The organism is Actinomycetospora endophytica (assembly GCF_021026375.1).
Classification (GTDB): Bacteria; Actinomycetota; Actinomycetes; order Mycobacteriales; family Pseudonocardiaceae; genus Actinomycetospora; species Actinomycetospora endophytica.
Genome location: NZ_JAJNDB010000011.1, coordinates 96,195 through 111,196, shown reverse-complemented (window position 1 = coordinate 111,196; position 15,002 = coordinate 96,195). Strand labels below are relative to the sequence as shown.

General features: G+C 71.5%; 14 protein-coding genes, 2 tRNA genes and 1 pseudogene. 10 read left to right on the top strand and 7 right to left on the bottom strand.

Features of this window, described 5'->3' with window-relative positions:
• Positions 1-9: 9 nt before the first annotated feature.
• The 6 genes from LQ327_RS34430 (at position 10) to LQ327_RS33020 (ending at position 4,233) form a co-directional block, all read left to right on the top strand.
• Positions 10-1,116, top strand: coding sequence for an acyl-CoA dehydrogenase family protein (locus LQ327_RS34430; RefSeq protein ID WP_269071424.1), 1,107 nt, complete (start codon positions 10-12; stop codon positions 1,114-1,116).
• A 111-nt stretch (positions 1,117-1,227) separates the two neighbouring features.
• On the top strand, positions 1,228-1,854 hold the full coding sequence (gene orn, locus LQ327_RS33040; RefSeq protein WP_230740932.1) for an oligoribonuclease: 627 nt from the start codon (positions 1,228-1,230) through the stop codon (positions 1,852-1,854).
• 77 nt (positions 1,855-1,931) lie between these two features.
• A tRNA-His gene (locus LQ327_RS33035) sits at positions 1,932-2,004 on the top strand.
• A 61-nt stretch (positions 2,005-2,065) separates the two neighbouring features.
• A tRNA-Lys gene (locus LQ327_RS33030) sits at positions 2,066-2,138 on the top strand.
• Positions 2,139-2,545: 407 nt separating this feature from the next.
• The gene (locus LQ327_RS33025; RefSeq protein WP_230740930.1) at positions 2,546-3,292 is read left to right on the top strand and encodes an SDR family NAD(P)-dependent oxidoreductase; all 747 of its coding nucleotides are present in this window, start codon (positions 2,546-2,548) and stop codon (positions 3,290-3,292) included.
• A gap of 50 nt (positions 3,293-3,342) precedes the next feature.
• Positions 3,343-4,233 carry a substrate-binding domain-containing protein gene (locus tag LQ327_RS33020; RefSeq protein ID WP_230740928.1) on the top strand — a complete coding sequence of 297 codons (891 nt, stop codon included), beginning with the start codon at positions 3,343-3,345 and terminating at the stop codon, positions 4,231-4,233.
• Positions 4,234-4,565: 332 nt separating this feature from the next.
• On the opposite strand, the gene LQ327_RS33015 is transcribed toward LQ327_RS33020, so the two are convergent.
• Both LQ327_RS33015 and LQ327_RS33010 read right to left on the bottom strand, forming a co-directional pair.
• Positions 4,566-4,997, bottom strand: a complete 432-nt coding sequence (locus LQ327_RS33015; protein WP_230740926.1) for a DUF6247 family protein — start codon at positions 4,995-4,997, stop codon at positions 4,566-4,568.
• Positions 4,998-5,373: 376 nt separating this feature from the next.
• On the bottom strand, positions 5,374-5,946 hold the full coding sequence (locus LQ327_RS33010) for a hypothetical protein (RefSeq protein ID WP_230740924.1): 573 nt from the start codon (positions 5,944-5,946) through the stop codon (positions 5,374-5,376).
• A 456-nt stretch (positions 5,947-6,402) separates the two neighbouring features.
• On the opposite strand from LQ327_RS33010, the gene LQ327_RS33005 reads away from it, so the two are divergent.
• Positions 6,403-8,100, top strand: a complete 1,698-nt coding sequence (locus LQ327_RS33005; protein ID WP_230740922.1) for an alpha/beta hydrolase fold domain-containing protein — start codon at positions 6,403-6,405, stop codon at positions 8,098-8,100.
• 147 nt (positions 8,101-8,247) lie between these two features.
• A complete protein-coding gene (locus tag LQ327_RS33000) occupies positions 8,248-9,033 on the top strand; it encodes an LLM class F420-dependent oxidoreductase (RefSeq protein WP_230740920.1) in 786 nt (261 codons plus the stop codon).
• Positions 9,034-9,157: 124 nt separating this feature from the next.
• On the opposite strand, the gene LQ327_RS32995 is transcribed toward LQ327_RS33000, so the two are convergent.
• From LQ327_RS32995 to LQ327_RS32980, 4 genes and pseudogenes are all read right to left on the bottom strand, one after another.
• Entirely contained in the window at positions 9,158-9,622 is a 465-nt protein-coding gene (locus tag LQ327_RS32995) for a DUF8821 family protein (RefSeq protein ID WP_230740918.1), read from the bottom strand.
• 67 nt (positions 9,623-9,689) lie between these two features.
• Positions 9,690-9,952: pseudogene (locus tag LQ327_RS32990) on the bottom strand (TetR/AcrR family transcriptional regulator); the annotation flags it as partial.
• A gap of 49 nt (positions 9,953-10,001) precedes the next feature.
• Positions 10,002-10,955: a ketopantoate reductase family protein gene (locus LQ327_RS32985; protein WP_230740916.1), complete on the bottom strand. Its 954-nt coding sequence runs from the start codon at positions 10,953-10,955 to the stop codon at positions 10,002-10,004.
• 11 nt (positions 10,956-10,966) lie between these two features.
• Positions 10,967-11,797 carry a class I SAM-dependent methyltransferase gene (locus tag LQ327_RS32980; RefSeq protein WP_230740914.1) on the bottom strand — a complete coding sequence of 277 codons (831 nt, stop codon included), beginning with the start codon at positions 11,795-11,797 and terminating at the stop codon, positions 10,967-10,969.
• Positions 11,798-11,867: 70 nt separating this feature from the next.
• Between LQ327_RS32980 and LQ327_RS32975 the strand changes: the two genes are divergently transcribed.
• Positions 11,868-12,278, top strand: a complete 411-nt coding sequence (locus tag LQ327_RS32975) for a VOC family protein (protein WP_230740912.1) — start codon at positions 11,868-11,870, stop codon at positions 12,276-12,278.
• Positions 12,279-12,299: 21 nt separating this feature from the next.
• Here LQ327_RS32975 and LQ327_RS32970 read toward each other — a convergent pair whose 3' ends face one another.
• Entirely contained in the window at positions 12,300-12,710 is a 411-nt protein-coding gene (locus LQ327_RS32970; RefSeq protein ID WP_230740910.1) for a nuclear transport factor 2 family protein, read from the bottom strand.
• A gap of 127 nt (positions 12,711-12,837) precedes the next feature.
• On the opposite strand from LQ327_RS32970, the gene LQ327_RS32965 reads away from it, so the two are divergent.
• On the top strand, positions 12,838-15,000 hold the full coding sequence (locus LQ327_RS32965) for a malate synthase G (protein WP_230740908.1): 2,163 nt from the start codon (positions 12,838-12,840) through the stop codon (positions 14,998-15,000).
• The last annotated feature ends 2 nt before the right edge of the window (positions 15,001-15,002 follow it).

The window sequence follows — 15,002 nt, the reverse complement described above, 5'->3', positions numbered from 1 at the left end:
CCTGAGGTCATGGCAGCCTTCCCCCCGGCTCTCGGCCACGACGGTCTGATGACCGACGCGGACCCCGTCGCGCTCGCGCGCGGGGCCACGGACATGCTGCTGGCGAACGCGGCCGACAGCGACGACCCCGCCATCGGCGTCCAGCGCTGCATGCTGCGCTGGCTCGCGGCGAAGGGCCTCTACAGCGTGGCCGCGCCGGTCCACGACGGCGGGCTCGGCCACGACGAGCGCACGCTCTGCGAGGTCGAGGAGGTCCTGGCCGGGGCCGACGCCGCGACCTGGTTCGTGCTCACCCAGCACCGCAGCCCGCAGGCGCTGACCGCCGGGTCGGCCTACCCGGCCGCCGACGAGTACCGCGAGGCGCTGGCCCGCGGCGACGAGCTCGGCGGCATCGCGATCGCCCACCTGCGCCGGCCCGGCACCCCGGCCGTGCGGGCCGAGCCCGACGGTTCCGGCGGCTGGCGGTTCAGCGGGCGGGCGGAGTGGTGCACCGGGTGGGAGCTGGTCGACCTGATGCTGATCGCCGGGGTGTCCGACTCCGGCGAGGCGGTGTTCGCGTTGCTCCCCGCCCACGAGCGGCCGGGGCTGCGGGCGACCGAGCCGTACTCGCTGGCGGTCATGGGCGGGACGCGCACCGTCGGGCTGGAGTTCTCGGGGATGGCTGTCGGTTCTGACGAGGTGGCGGCGGTCCTGGGGCACGAGGAGTGGCGCCGCCAGGACCGGGGCACCGTCGTCGACACCAAGCCGGCGACGCTCGGGCTGCTGCGCCGCGTGATCGACGAGACCGTGCGCACCGGGCACGACCGCGAGCGCCCGGCCGCGCTGGAGGAGGCGCAGGCCCTGGCCGCGACGGCGTGGCCGTTGCGGGAGCGGGCGTACGAGCTGCGGTTCTCGTCGGATCGCGACCGGTTCGTCGACGAGCGGCTCTCGCTGCGGGGCCGGATCGCGGAGCTGACGGTGCGGGCGGCGGCCGGGCTGGTCTCGGCGCGGGGCGGGTCGGCGATGCTGGCGTCCAGCCCGGAGCAGCGGTGGTCGCGCGAGGCGATGTTCCACCTGGTGCAGGCGCAGACGGACGACGTGCGGTCGGCGCAGTTGGCGGCGTTCTCGCATCCGTAGGTTCTGGCCGTTGTCAGCGATGCGGCGTCGCTGACGCTGAACGTCAGTAGCTCCACATCCTCGCGGCGCCGGCGTCGAGCCGGGCTGGGCCGTCCTCGCTAGGGTCGGGGCGTGAACGGACGTCTGGTGTGGCTCGACTGCGAGATGACAGGACTCGACCTGGGGAACGACGCGCTCATCGAGATCGCGGCCCTCGTCACCGACGCGGACCTGGTCCCCCAGGGCGAGGGTGTGGACGTCGTCATCCACGCGTCCGACGAGGCACTGGCGAACATGCCCGAGGTCGTCGTCGAGATGCACGCCAAGTCCGGCCTCACCGACGAGGTCCGGGCGTCGACGGTCACGATGGCGGAGGCCGAGAAGCTCGTCCTGGACTACATCCGCGAGCACGTCCCGGAGGCGCGGACCGCTCCGCTGTGCGGCAACTCGATCGCCACCGACCGCGGCTTCATCGCCCGGGACATGCCTGAGCTCGACGCCCACCTGCACTACCGCATGATCGACGTCAGCTCGATCAAGGAGCTGTGCCGGCGCTGGTACCCGCGGATCTACTATGCGCAGCCGGAGAAGGGCCTGGCCCACCGGGCGCTGGCGGACGCGCGGGAGTCCATCCGCGAGCTCGAGTACTACCGCCGGACGGCGTTCGTGCCCCTGCCGGGGCCGTCGACGGACGAGGCCCGCGCGGCGGCGTCGGACGTCGTGGAGGCGGACACGGCGGGTGTGCAGTCGGCCGAGTAGGTGTTCCGGGGCCGGTGTGAATCGGCTGGCCCGGGGCTTGTAGTCTTGACCGGTCGCCGGGGCACCGGCGGACGATGGTGGGTGTAGCTCAGCTGGCAGAGCACTGGGTTGTGATCCCAGGTGTCGCGGGTTCAAGTCCCGTCACTCACCCGGACGGCAGGGGTACCCCCGCTGCCGGACCGGAAGGCCACCTTGATAGTCTTCTGGTCACGCGCCGTTAGCTCAATGGGCAGAGCAAGTGACTCTTAATCACTGGGTTCGGGGTTCGAGTCCCTGACGGCGCACCCATTCCCCAGGTCGAAGGCCGGACGACAGTCGGTGTCGAACGGGCATCCGTGTACCACCCGCGACGTTCGTCCGTCTGGTCGTGCCACGTGTCGAGGGCGGCGGTAGCGCCGGGGTTCGCGATACGCCGGCCGAGGCTGTGGTTCTGTGTCATGGAGACCTGGGCGTGCTCGAGCTGGTCGGCCACCGCGTGGGGTCTTGCCCCGTAGACCGGACACCTGGGGTGTGGTGTCGGTGGCACGAAGGTCGTCCCTGCCCGGGCGGACCCTGCCCACCTCAGGTTCTTCCCGAGCACTGAGCCTGTCGCGGCGGCGGTGGTGCGCACCTGCATCGAGAAGCGCCGAGGTTCGGCGTTCGACGTGTCGGGGACTCCTCCGCACCGACGTCGACAGCGAGGAGATCGCACGTGAGCGATCGGGTGTGCCTGATCACCGGAGCCAGCCGAGGAATCGGAGCCGCCAGTGCGCGGGAGCTCGCGGCGCGCGGTCACCGTGTGGTGGTCAACCATCGTGACAGCGCGACCGACGCCCAGGCCGTCGCGCAGGACGTCCGGGACGCCGGCGGGGCGGCACTGGTGGTGCAGGGCGACGTCACCGATCCGGACGACGTGACGCGGCTGGTCGACGCGGTCGTCGGACAGTGGGGACGGCTCGACGTGCTGGTCCACAACGCCATGACCCCGTTCCCGGTCACCTCGTTCGCCGACCTGAGCTGGGAGCAGCTCTCCACGAAGCTCGACCAGGAGATGCGTGCGGCGCACCTGCTGACCCACGCCGTGCTGCCGGGGATGATCGACCGCCGTGACGGGCGGTTGGTCTATCTGTCCACCGGCCTGTCCCGGCGCCCCCGAACCGGGATGATCGCGCTCGGTGTCGCCAAGGCCGCCCTGGACTCGTTCATGCGCTACGTCGCCGCCGAGGTGGCACCCCACGGCATCACGGCCAACGTCATCGCCCCGTCCACGGTCGAGGACACCGCCGTGAGCGGGCGGCTCTCCGACGAACTCAGGGCACAGCTCGCCGACGCAACGCCGATGGGGCGGCTCGCCCGACCCGAGGACGTCGCCCGCACGGTGGCCTACTTCGCCGGAGACGACGCCGAGTTCACCACGGGCAGTTGGGCGCCGGTCAACGGCGGCCTGATCATGCCGTGACCCCGCCTCGTGACCGTCATGACTTCCCGATCCGTTCCAGGAGCACCGCGTTGCACACCCTCGATCTCACGTACGTCGGCCACGGCCTGCACGAGGAGCTCGTCGCCTACGTGGCGGATCAGGAAGGCTTCCCCGAGCAGGAGGGCGTGCACCTCGCGGTGCGCGACGGGGTGAGCTGGGACGACGAGCGGCTGCGGCGCGGCGCCACGATCGGGCTGGGGCGCTCGGTGTTCGCCCGGCTCACCGACGGCGTCGAGTGGACCGCGCTCTCGGTGAGCACCCATCGGCCGCTGTTCTGGTTCGTCGGCGGCCCGCATGTGGGCGCGATGGAGGACTTGCGGGGACGTCGCCTGTTGGTCCACGCCCCGCACACCGCGCCGGGATGCTTCGCCCGCATCGTGCTGCGCCGGCACGGCCTCGATCCCGACCACGATCTCGAGTGCGTGGTCCGCCCGCCCGGGGACTACGCGATGGACCTGCGACGGCTGCGCGCGGGCGAGGTCGACGCCGCCTACCTCGGCAGCACTCTCGACCCGGCACAGGTCGCCGCCGAGGAGGGGTTCCACGAGCTCGCCTGGGTCGGCGATCACCTGGCCGTCCCCACCGTCGGACTCGCCGTCGATCCGGCTGTCGTCTCGCTCGACGACCCTGCGGTCGCGGCCGCTGTGCGTGCGCAGCGGCGGGCCCTGGCTCTGCTCGCCGCCGACCCGGAGACCGCCGTCGCCTACCTCCAGAGGTTCCTGGGCCGCGACACCCCGGACGAGGTCCGGCGCTACCACGACCGCTTCGTCGCGCCCTGGTTCACCTCCGACGGACAGGTCGACCTCGCCGCCGCCGACGAGGGCCTCGCCGCCGTCGCCGACGAGCTCGGCGTCGCCCACGTCCCCCGAGCCGCCGACGTCTACCGCACCGAGCACGTCGCCCGGTCCGCGCGGCTGTGACCCCCTACGGAAGAGCCCTCATGGCTCCCCGGAAACTGACGGCGGCGACGGCGATCAAGGGCCGATGCCCGGTGTGACGATCACCGCCCAGAGCCAGACCGTGCGCCGATCGCTGTCTTCGACCGCGAACACCACCAGGCCACGGCCCTCCGGTCCGAAGGCCACGGCCCGGGACCCGCTCGGATTCGCCGGGTGGTACGGAGCACCGACCGATGACGGGGGACGCCTCGAGGGCGCTCCGGACCTCGGCGAACGCCACAAGGAACTCGGCCGGCAACGCCTCGATCGCGGCCGCGATGTCCTCGCCGACCGGCTCGACCCGGAACACAGACCTACATGCCCGCCTTGGCCCGTGTCACCGCGAACGGTTCATCGACCGGAACCGGCTCACCGCTGAAGAACGCCGCCGCACGCCGCACCATCGTCCGGAACGCCTCCGGGTCGGACTGGGCGATCGCCTGCCGCCGCCACGTCTCCAGCGTCGACTGCAACCCGGTGATGTCGTAGTCACGCCGTGCCTCGTCGAGCGCGCGGCCGTAGTCCAGATCGAACCGCTGCCGGTCTTCCGGGGGCAATGCTGCTCGGATGGTCGCCGGCGACGCGCCCTGCGCCAGCGACCCGCCCGCGGGCACCTCGCTGGACGCGGAAGCCGTCATGACGCCACGGTAGCGGCTCGACGCGACATCAAGGGGAACCCGGCGACGCCATGCCGGCTCCAGCGACGTCATGATCGACATCGACCGACCGCTGAAGTGTCCGCTCACGTCACACCATCGCCCGGCACGGTGGGGCACGGTTGATGATCGACTCAGCACGGCACCATCACTGACCAGCACCGATGCTCGCCACAGCACACGGCAGAGATGGTGAACCCAGTCCACTGGGTTCGGAGTTCGAGTCCCTGACGGCGCACCCTTCTTCGTTGATCATCGGTTTACGTGATCATCCTTGCCGTGCGTCGACTGACTCCACGGCACGTCTACTCCAGACGATCTCTCCTATGGAGATCATCTTGGACGCCCCGCGGTGACTCCTGATCACCGACGTGCGTCCGTTCTGTCGCTTCGCAAGCGCGCTCGAAAGCAGATGCCCCGGCTCGTGGCCGGGACCGCCGAGTTCGATCATCGCGCCGGCGCCGCCTCAGAAGGCCGAATCGGTGGCGAGGCGATCGGTGGCCCGGCGCATCCGAGTGATCAGCCAGACCCACCAGGCCGCGATCCCGAGGAAGATCACCGAAGCGGCGAGGTAGAACCAGCGGGCCGGGCTGTCCTGGATGGCCGCGTTGCCCCCGTTGACCACACCGAGGGCGAGGTAGACCCAGATCAGCCCCCGTCGGCGGGAAAAATCTCGAGCCACCCGCACGGCTAGCTCCCGGCGATGCGGGTCGATCGGGCGCTCCCGGCGCAGGTCCCGTACCAACCCCCGCCGCTCCTTCTGGGTGGGCAGTTCCCACAAGGGGGAACGGGCGAACATCGCCGAACCGCGGCGGCGACGCCACAGAGTGAATCCCAGCCCGACAGCACCGCACAACACGGCGAACCCCACGACGATCGCGATCAGTAGGGCCCACTGCCCGGAGCTGACGGTGTCCTCGCCGGGATGCTCGGAGCGACCGATCAGGACCCCGGCCACCGCCGACGCGGCGGCGACCACCACGAAGAGCGCCGCGAACCACCACAGGTAGCGGCGTTCTCGCTGCCGCGGAGTCCGCACCGACGCGCCGTCGAGCTCGCTACGCTCCGTCTCCAGCGGACCGTCGCCACCGTCATTGCGTGCAGAACCCACCGCTGCCCCCTGGAACCCTGGCGCGACCCGACCCGCCCGTGTCGACGGAGATCCATCGCGGCCGTTCAGATCCCGTTACAGGGACGGCCCTCATACGCGGCACGACAGTTGATGCCGCGCCGGCGGCGTGGCCGGATCCGCACTCGAGGAAACCTCGATCGGTTCGTCGATGCCCGGGCCGGGGAACAGTCGTCCGGCCGGTTCAGATCCTTGCGTAACAAAAGGATCTGTGGCGGCGACGTCCTCGCCCAGGGCGCGCTCGAGGACGGGCGCCGTAACCGTGGGGGCAGCTCCGTGCACGACATTGCAACAGTCCGGACATCAGCGGGTCGGCTCGGGTCCGTCCCGGCGCGTGCGATGCCGCCGACGGTCCGGTCACGGGGGATGGCGGTGCGCTCGGCGCTGCTGGCTATGGTGACCGCGGCGGTGACGACGCTGTCGGGGGCGGGAATGGCATCGGCGAGCACCGCGGACCCGACGGTGACGTTCTTCTACTACCAGGCCTCGACCAGCCTGCAGCTGGTCGACATCTACACCCCGCCGGCCGCGATGGGCACCGGGCCGTTCCCCACCGTGGTGCTGGTACACGGCGGCGGGTTCGTGGGCGGCGACAAGAACGAGTTCGCCGCCATCGGCCAATCGGTCGCCCGCCGCGGCTACGTCGCCGTGGCCATCAACTACGCGATGCCTCAGCCGGGATATCCCATCGAGGTCAACGACGTCGTCGCGGCGGTGAACACCGTCAAGAGCCGGGCCGCCGAGCTGAAAGCCGACCCGAACCGGATCGCGCTGTGGGGCAACTCGGCCGGGGCGAACCTGGCCGCCCAGGCCGCCACCGCCGGCCACGCCCCGGTGAGGGCCGTGGTGGGCTGGTCCGGGCCCTACAACCTGGCCACCCCCAACGCCCAGCTCTACACCCCGCAGCTGCAGGGCTTCGTTCACAGCTACCTCGGCTGCGACCCGATCACCGACACCACCTGCCGCGCCGGGAAGGCGACGGAGGCCTCCCCGGTCGCCCACGTCGACGCCACGACCCCGCCGATGCGACTGGTCAACGAGACCGACGAGTTGCAGCCGGTCGAACAACTCGACTTCATGGTCACCGCGATGCGCGCCGCGGGCCGGCCGGTCACGCCGGTGGTGCACACCGGCACCCTGCACGCCCAGGACATGGCCGATATCGAAACCGGCCCGACCCTGGACTGGCTCGACCAGTACCTCAAGCCCGCAACCACGACGACCTCAACGTCCACCACGCCCCCGGTCACCACCACGCCGTCGCCCACCACCACGCCGTCGCCCACCACAACGCCCACCCCCACCAAGACGACGCCGCCGACCACCACGACTTCGCCGAGCGCGCCGGCCGCGGCTCCGACCTCGACGAGTGCGCCAACGGTTGACCCGATCGCGGCGTACTACCAGAAGCTGGGCGGAGCCTCCTCCTACCTCGGCGCTCCGAAGACCGCGACGTCCTCGGTGGCCGACGGGCAGAGCCGCGACTACACCGGCGGCACGATCTACTACTCCCCCGCCACAGGCGCCCACGCCGTGCACGGCACCATCCTCGCCAAGTACAAGGCCCTGGGCGGACCGGCCGGCATCCTCGGATTCCCCACCACCGACGAAACCGTCGCCCAGGACGGGCGGGGACGCTTCAACGACTTCGCCGGCGCTACCAGCCGCTCGAGCACCTCAGCTGCGTCGCTCTACTGGAACCCGGCCACCGACACCGCCTTCGCGCTGCGCGGACCGGTCCGGGACAAGTACCTCGCCGCCGGCGCCGCCAGCGGCCCGCTCGGCTATCCGACCGTGGACACCACTGCCACCCCGGACGGGAGCGGCTCCTACAGCCACTTCACCGGGGTGGGCGGATCGATCTACTACTCCCCGGCCACCGGGGCGCACATCGTGCAGGGCACCATCCGAACCCGCTGGGCCCAACTCGGATGGGAACGCTCCACGCTCGGCTATCCCACCACCGACGAATACGCCGTGACAGTCGGCCGGGCCAGCGACTTCGCCCACGGCACCATCACCTGGACCAGCCGCACCAACACCACCCAGGTCACCACCTACTGAACCACAGGCACCGCTGTGCTCCGATCCGGTCCGCCAAGCTGCGGGCTCAATCCGGTCCACGTTACGGCCCGGGCTGGTCCCAAAGTTCGGACGAGGCCTCGTACGCCAGGTCGAGCGCCGACAGGGCACCACGGGGAGGATGGCTGCATGACCGACCCGCGCCCCGTCCGGATCGGGCTGCAGCTGCAGCCTCAGCACGCCGACTACGCCGAGATCCGCCGCACCGTCGCCGCCGCCGAGGCGGCCGGCGCCGACGTGGTGTTCAACTGGGACCACTTCTTCCCGCTCTACGGCGAGCCCGACGGCAAGCACTTCGAGTGCTGGACCATTCTCGGTGCCTGGGCCGAGGCCACCTCACGGGTCGAGATCGGCGCCCTGGTGACCTGCAACAGCTACCGCAACCCCGAGTTGCTGGCCGACATGGCCCGCACCGTCGACCACATCTCCGAGGGCCGGCTGATCCTCGGCATCGGCTCCGGCTGGTTCCAGCGCGACTACGACGAGTACGGCTACGAGTTCGGCACCGCCGGCGGCCGGCTGAACGAGCTGGCCGCCGCGCTGCCACGGATCCGGTCGCGCTGGGCGAAGCTCAACCCGGCCCCGACCCGCGACATCCCGGTCCTGATCGGCGGGAGCGGCGAGAAGAAGACGCTGCGCTACACCGCCGAGCACGCCACGATCTGGCACGGCTTCGGTGACGCGGACACCGTCGCGCACAAGTGCTCGGTGCTCGACCAGCACTGCCGCGACATCGGGCGCGACCCCGCGGAGATCGAGCGCTCCACCGCGGTCCAGGGCACCCCGGACGAGACCGGCTCCGCCCTGTACGACGCCGGCGTCCGGCTGTTCACCGTCGGCCAGGACGGCGCCGGCGGCTACGACCTCGCCCGGCTCAAGGACTGGATCGCCTGGCGCGACGACCGCAACGGCTGACCAACCCCGACGACGACCCACCTCCGGTCTCGTTCGGGGCCGGAGGCGGGCTCGTGCTGCCAGTGCTCGTCGTGCTGGTGACGCTGTTCCTCGCGGAACGCTGCCGAGCGGTGGAGAGCGCCCGTCAGTACTCCCCCTTGATGACGAAGAAGCTGCCGCGGATGGTGCCGGCGAGCTTGGAGCGCTGCCTCGCGAACTTGAACCGCGTCGCCAGCTCCTCGGGAACCTCCATGCCGTCCGAGAGCTTGAACCCCACCGCGCGTTTCGAGCCCGGCTCGAGGCCGTACATCACGTTGATCGAGAGCCCCGACTCGTAGAACACGTAGGCGAACCGGGTCCCGTCCGCGACGAATCCGGTCGCCTCCAACGGACGCGACGCGATCACGAGGTCCCGTTCCTCGGCGAGGATCCGGGTCACCCAGTCGACCACCTCGGCGGCCTCGTCGGCGGGCTCGACGGTGAATTCGTGGTCGTACTTGTTCTTGAAGTACCGGGCCTCGTTCGCACGCAGGCCGGCCAGGGCCGCCGCGACCGGGGAGGTCTCGAGGCCCTCCGTCGAGACGTTGGAGAAGTCGACGACCTGCGACACCACACACCTCCAGGACCGGGAGCCGTGAGCGTATCGGCGCGGCTCGACGGCCGGATCCCTTCACCGAACGCAGACCGTCCAGCAGGAGCGTGACGACGCCGGCGGCCTCGGTCCGCCAGTCGGGACGGGCGTGGGCGGCGCCGACGCCATGGCGTCCTCGAGCTCCCGCCCTCCCGCGGCGACCGTGCTGGAACCTCCGGACATGAGCGTCGCCGGCGTGCGGGCCAGGCCCTGGTGCGCGTCGATGTGGTCGACCATCTCCCGGAGGAAGACCGCCAACGCCTCGCCTGCGGCTCGGGTCGCCCGGAGGTGCCGGGCGCGGTCGCTCAGGGCGAACCGGAGGTCGAAGAAGCGGCCGGCGCCTGTCGCTGGTCACCGATCAGCCCGCCGTCGCGAAGAGGTGCTCTGCCGCCTCCAGCCGCGGGGTCGCGACGCCCCTCCGACGCGCCTCGTCGAGCACGTCCCGACAGATCGCGCGTGGCTCCTCGGCCGCGGGATCGGCATGCGCCTCGAAGCTCCTGCGCAGGACCGGGACCGTGGCGGTCACGAGCGCGAGCGCGGCACCCGTCAACCACGCCGGGGCGCGGAACTGCAGGAGAGCACCGCGGTGCCGGCTCAGGTCGACACCCCGCGCCTCGAGGAGGGGCAGCAGCTCGCGGCTGGTGAGCATCGCCGCGCGCAGGTCCCCGGGCGCACCGATCAGGTCGGCCAGCGCTCCCCGCCGCAGCGCCTGCGCCTGCAGGCCGGCGTCGGAAAGGAAGTGGATCCAGAGCCAGCCCCGGAAGTCGGGCTGCTCGCGGATTCTCAGGCCTGCCTCGCGGAAGGTCCGGCGGACGGCCGGCTCGCGGTCGGTGGGCGGTCCGTCGAGGGTGCCGAAGAGGACCGAGGGCAGCAGCATCGCGCGCAGGACGTCGCCCCTGCCGAACCCTCCTCCCGCCTGCGGGAACCCCCACGCGACCCGGTCGGCGGGGAGGTCGCCGATCGCGGTCGACGGTTCGGTCCAGACGTTGCCGAAGACCAGCACCGCGGCCTCGCCGATCCGCGGCGCCAGGAACGCGGCGGCCTCGGCGAGCCGGTGGTGCCCGACGCTCAGCACGATCAGGTCGTAGTCGTGGTCGGGCGCGAGCTCCTCGCGGTAGCGCACCGGCCACCGCTCCTCGACGCGCTGCCCCCACGGCCGGTGCCGCATGTCGGTGAGCTCGAGGGTGATGACGGTCCCGTAGCCCGCAGCGCGGCCCGGACGGACGTAGAACTCGACCTCGTGCCCGGCCCGTTCCAGGACCCAGCCGTAGACGGACGCGATCACGCCGCGGCCGAACATCAGGATCTTCATTGGACCCCGGATCAGGGCCGTCTGGCCCGCACGAGCCACGTCGCGGAGTCGAACAGCACCCCGTCCCGGGTGTGATGGGCCTCGAACAGCGCGCGGAGCCGGTCGAGCGCGCGACGGCGGGCGGCCTCGTCGTAGCCGTCGAGCACGGCCGCGTTGTGGGTGACCGTGAAGCGCACCGCATCGTCGGGATCCGCCCCCGACCAGTGCGGTGCGCGGAGGTCCTCCAGCTCGACGTCGACGAAGCCCGCGGCACCCAGCACACTCCGGACCCGGGCCGCGTCGCTGAGCCCGAAGGGACTGGGTCCGTCGGTCGGGGGGATCGGCGCCTCCTGGTCGGGGTGCAGGGCACGCAGCACCTCGACCTGCCACGGATTGCGCTCCGGGCCCTGCCAGGTGAGCAGCACGAGCCGCCCCCCGGGTCGCAGCGCACGGCACAGGGAGGTGAACGCTGCGACGGAGTCGTCGAAGAACATCGACCCGAAATGGCTCACGACGACGTCGAACGGGCCCTCGTCCGGCGGGTCGACCTGCGCGTCGGCCGCGACGAAGATCGCATTGTCGCGTCCCGCCGCCTGTGCGCGACGACGTGCCAGGTCGACCAGCGGAGCCGACACGTCGACGCCGACCACGCGACGGGCCGTCGTCGCGATCCGGAGAGCCAGGGCTCCGGGTCCGCTGCCGACGTCGAGCACCAGGTCCTCGGCCCGCGCGTCGACGGCGGCCAGGTAGGCCGCGTCGTAGTCGGCGTACCCGCGCTCGAAGTGCTCGGCGTACTCGGTCCAGGCGGTCCCCGAAGGACCGTTCCACCGGGCGCGCTGCTCGGCGTTGGGCGCGGTGGTCACGGCACCATCGTGCCGGACGGAGCAGGACGAATCAGGAGGACGACCTCGATACGCTCGTAGGCTGCCGAGCATGCGCATGCTCCACGTCGGACTCCGCGTCACCGATCTGGACCGCTCGCTGGCCTTCTACACCGCCCTCGGCTACGCCGAGCTCGGCCGCGTCTCCGATACCCCCTTCGGCACCCTCACCATGCTCCGGCTGCCCGACGATCCATTCGTCAGCCTCGAGCTCGTCCACGACCCCGCCCGGCCCGTGACCGGCACCGACGCCGTCAACCACCTCGTCGTCCAGACCGACGACCTCGACGCGACGATCACCGATCTCGCCGCCCGCGGCGTCCCGGCCGAGCCGCCGGTCGAGCCCGGACCCGGCTTGCCGACGTCCTGGCTGACCGATCCGGACGGCTACCGGATCGAGCTCGTGCAGTGGCCGGCCGGGCACCCCGCCGGCATGACGGAAGCCGACATGGCGGGCGGATGACCGGGGACCCGGCGCGCCCCGTCAGCCGCCTGCAGCGTCCACGGCTTCGATCACGCCGAGGTCGTCGCGGACCGCCCAGTGCTCGGTGAGGTACTCGCCGTCGGTGGCGAAGACGTGGAGCTGCTTCCAGGCGATCCGGGCGCCGTTCGGGGCACGGTCCCCCAGCCAGGGCATCCCGCGGCCGACGTGCCGACCGTGCAGGGTCACCCACACCGCGATCCGCCCGTCGTCGAGCCTGCCCCAGCCGTGGAGCTCGGCGCTGCGCTCCTCGAAGCTGGACTCGATCCAGCCCCAGACCATGTCCCAGGTCTGCGGGCCGCGTCCGCCGCTGACGTGGTCGTGCAGATCGGGCCGCATCATGGCCTGGAACTCGGGCTCGCCGTGCGCGATCCACCCGGCGTAGGCCTGCGCGACCTGCTCTGCTTCGAGCACGGAGCCACTCTGGCACGGGGTCCGCGCCGTGGTCACCAGGCAGCGTGCGCTCGCGAGTGCGCCGACCCGCGCGATCGACTTAGGGTTGCCACCGGTGGGTCCAGCAGGCGAGAGAGGCGGTTGGTCAGTGTCCGAGGTGTCCGAGCGGTCCGGACTGCAGGTCGACGAGCACCTGCGGGCGTTCGTCGAGGACGAGCTGCTCGCGCAGGTCGAGCTCTCCGGCCCGGAGTTCTGGTCGATCCTGGCCCGCCTCCAGGAGCGGTTCGCGCCCCGGATCGCGACGGCGCTGGCCGAGCGCGACGACCTCCAGGCCGAGATCGACGCCTGGCACCAGGGGCACGGCGCGGGCTCCCGTGACGACTACGAGAAGCTGCTCACCGACCTCGGCTACCTGGCGCCGGAACCGTCGAACGTCCCGACGATCGACGTCGACCGGGTCGACCCGGAGATCGCCGAGGTCCCCGGCCCGCAGCTGGTGGTGCCGTCCACGAACGCACGCTTCTCGCTCAACGCCGCGAACGCACGCTGGGGCTCGCTGTTCGACGCGTTCTACGGCACGGACGCACTCCCCCAGGACCACGAGCTCGCGAAGGGCTACGACGAGCAGCGCGGCGCCCAGGTCATCGCGGCCGCCGACGAGCTGCTCGACGAGCTCTTCCCGCTCGAACGCGGCAGCCACGCCGACGTCACCGCCTACGACCCGTCGACCGACGGGCTGGCGGCCGACATGCCGGACGGCCCGGTCGGCCTCGCCGACCCGTCGTCGTTCGCCGGGTTCACCGCCCCGGACGCCGACGGCAAGGGCCACGTCCTGCTCGTGCGGAACGGCCTGCACCTCGACCTGGTGCTCGACCCGTCCACCCAGGTGGGCCGGCAGCACCACGCGGACGTCAGCGACATCGTGCTCGAGTCGGCGGTGACCACGATCGTCGACCTCGAGGACTCGGTCGCGACGGTCGACGGCGAGGACAAGGCCCTCGCCTACCGCACGTGGCTCGGGCTGATGACCGGCGATCTGATCTCGGAGTTCTCGAAGGGCGGCGAGACCGTCACCCGGCGGGTGAACCCGGACCGCGAGTACACCGCTGCCGACGGCACGCCGCTGACGCTGCCGGGCCGCTCGATGATGCTGGTCCGCACCTGCGGCCACCACATGACGACGAACGCGGTGCTCACCGCGGACGGCGCCGAGACCAACGAGGGCGTGCTCGATGCGCTCGTGTGCGCCGTCGCAGGTCTGTACGACCTGCGCGGGCTCGGTCCGCACACGAACTCCCGCGCCGGGAGCGTCTACGTCGTCAAGCCCAAGCAGCACGGGCCGGCAGAGGTCGCGCTGACCGTGGAGCTGTTCGCGGCGGTCGAGGAGGCCCTCGGCCTCGAGGCCAACACGCTGAAGATCGGCATCATGGACGAGGAGAAGCGGACGACGGTGAACCTGTCGGCCTGCATCGGCGCGGCCGCGAACCGCGTCATCTTCGTCAACACCGGGTTCCTCGACCGCACCGGCGACGAGATCCACACCTGCTTCGCCGCCGGCCCGGTGCTGCGCAAGGGCGACATGAAATCGACGGTCTGGCTGCAGACCTACGAGGACCGCAACGTCGACGTCGCGCTGGCGGCCGGCTTCGAGCACCACGCACAGGTCGGCAAGGGGATGTGGGCCAAGCCCGCCGCGATGGCCGAGATGCTCGAGCAGAAGATCGGGCACCCGAAGGCCGGCGCGAACACCGCCTGGGTGCCCTCGCCCACGGCGGCGACGCTGCACGCGCTGCACTACCTGCGCACCGACGTGCACGCCGTCCAGGAGGAGCTCTCGAAGCGGGACACCGCCGACCGCCGCCGCCTGCTGGAGCTCCCGCTCTCCGACCCGGGCACCCTGTCCGACGACGACGTGCGCCGGGAGCTCGAGACCAACGCCCAGTCGATCCTGGGCTACGTCGTGCGCTGGGTCGGGATGGGCATCGGCTGCTCGACGGTGCCAGACCTCGACGGGGTCGGGCTGATGGAGGACCGCGCGACGCTGCGGATCTCCAGCCAGCTCATCGCGAACTGGCTCGAGCACGGCGTCGTCGACGCCGACACGGTGCGGGACACGTTCGCGCGCATGGCCGCGCTCGTCGACGAGCAGAACGAGGGCCAGGACGGATACCCGCCGATGGCACCCGACCTGAAGGGCAGCGCGTCGTTCCAGGCCGCCCTCGAGCTGGTCTTCACGGGCGGCACCGAGCCGAACGGCTACACCGAGCGCGCTCTCACGCAGTGGCGTCGGAAGGCCAAGGCCGACGCCTGAAC

Bases quoted from the DNA above. Each gene is read 5' to 3' on its own strand.
- LQ327_RS34430 (WP_269071424.1), top strand. From the start codon at position 10: ATGGCAGCCTTCCCCCCGGCTCTCGGCCACGACGGTCTGATGACCGAC.
- LQ327_RS33005 (WP_230740922.1), top strand. From the start codon at position 6,403: ATGGCGGTGCGCTCGGCGCTGCTGGCTATGGTGACCGCGGCGGTGACG.
- LQ327_RS33000 (WP_230740920.1), top strand. From the start codon at position 8,248: ATGACCGACCCGCGCCCCGTCCGGATCGGGCTGCAGCTGCAGCCTCAG.
- LQ327_RS32985 (WP_230740916.1), bottom strand. From the start codon at position 10,955: ATGAAGATCCTGATGTTCGGCCGCGGCGTGATCGCGTCCGTCTACGGC.
- LQ327_RS32975 (WP_230740912.1), top strand. From the start codon at position 11,868: ATGCGCATGCTCCACGTCGGACTCCGCGTCACCGATCTGGACCGCTCG.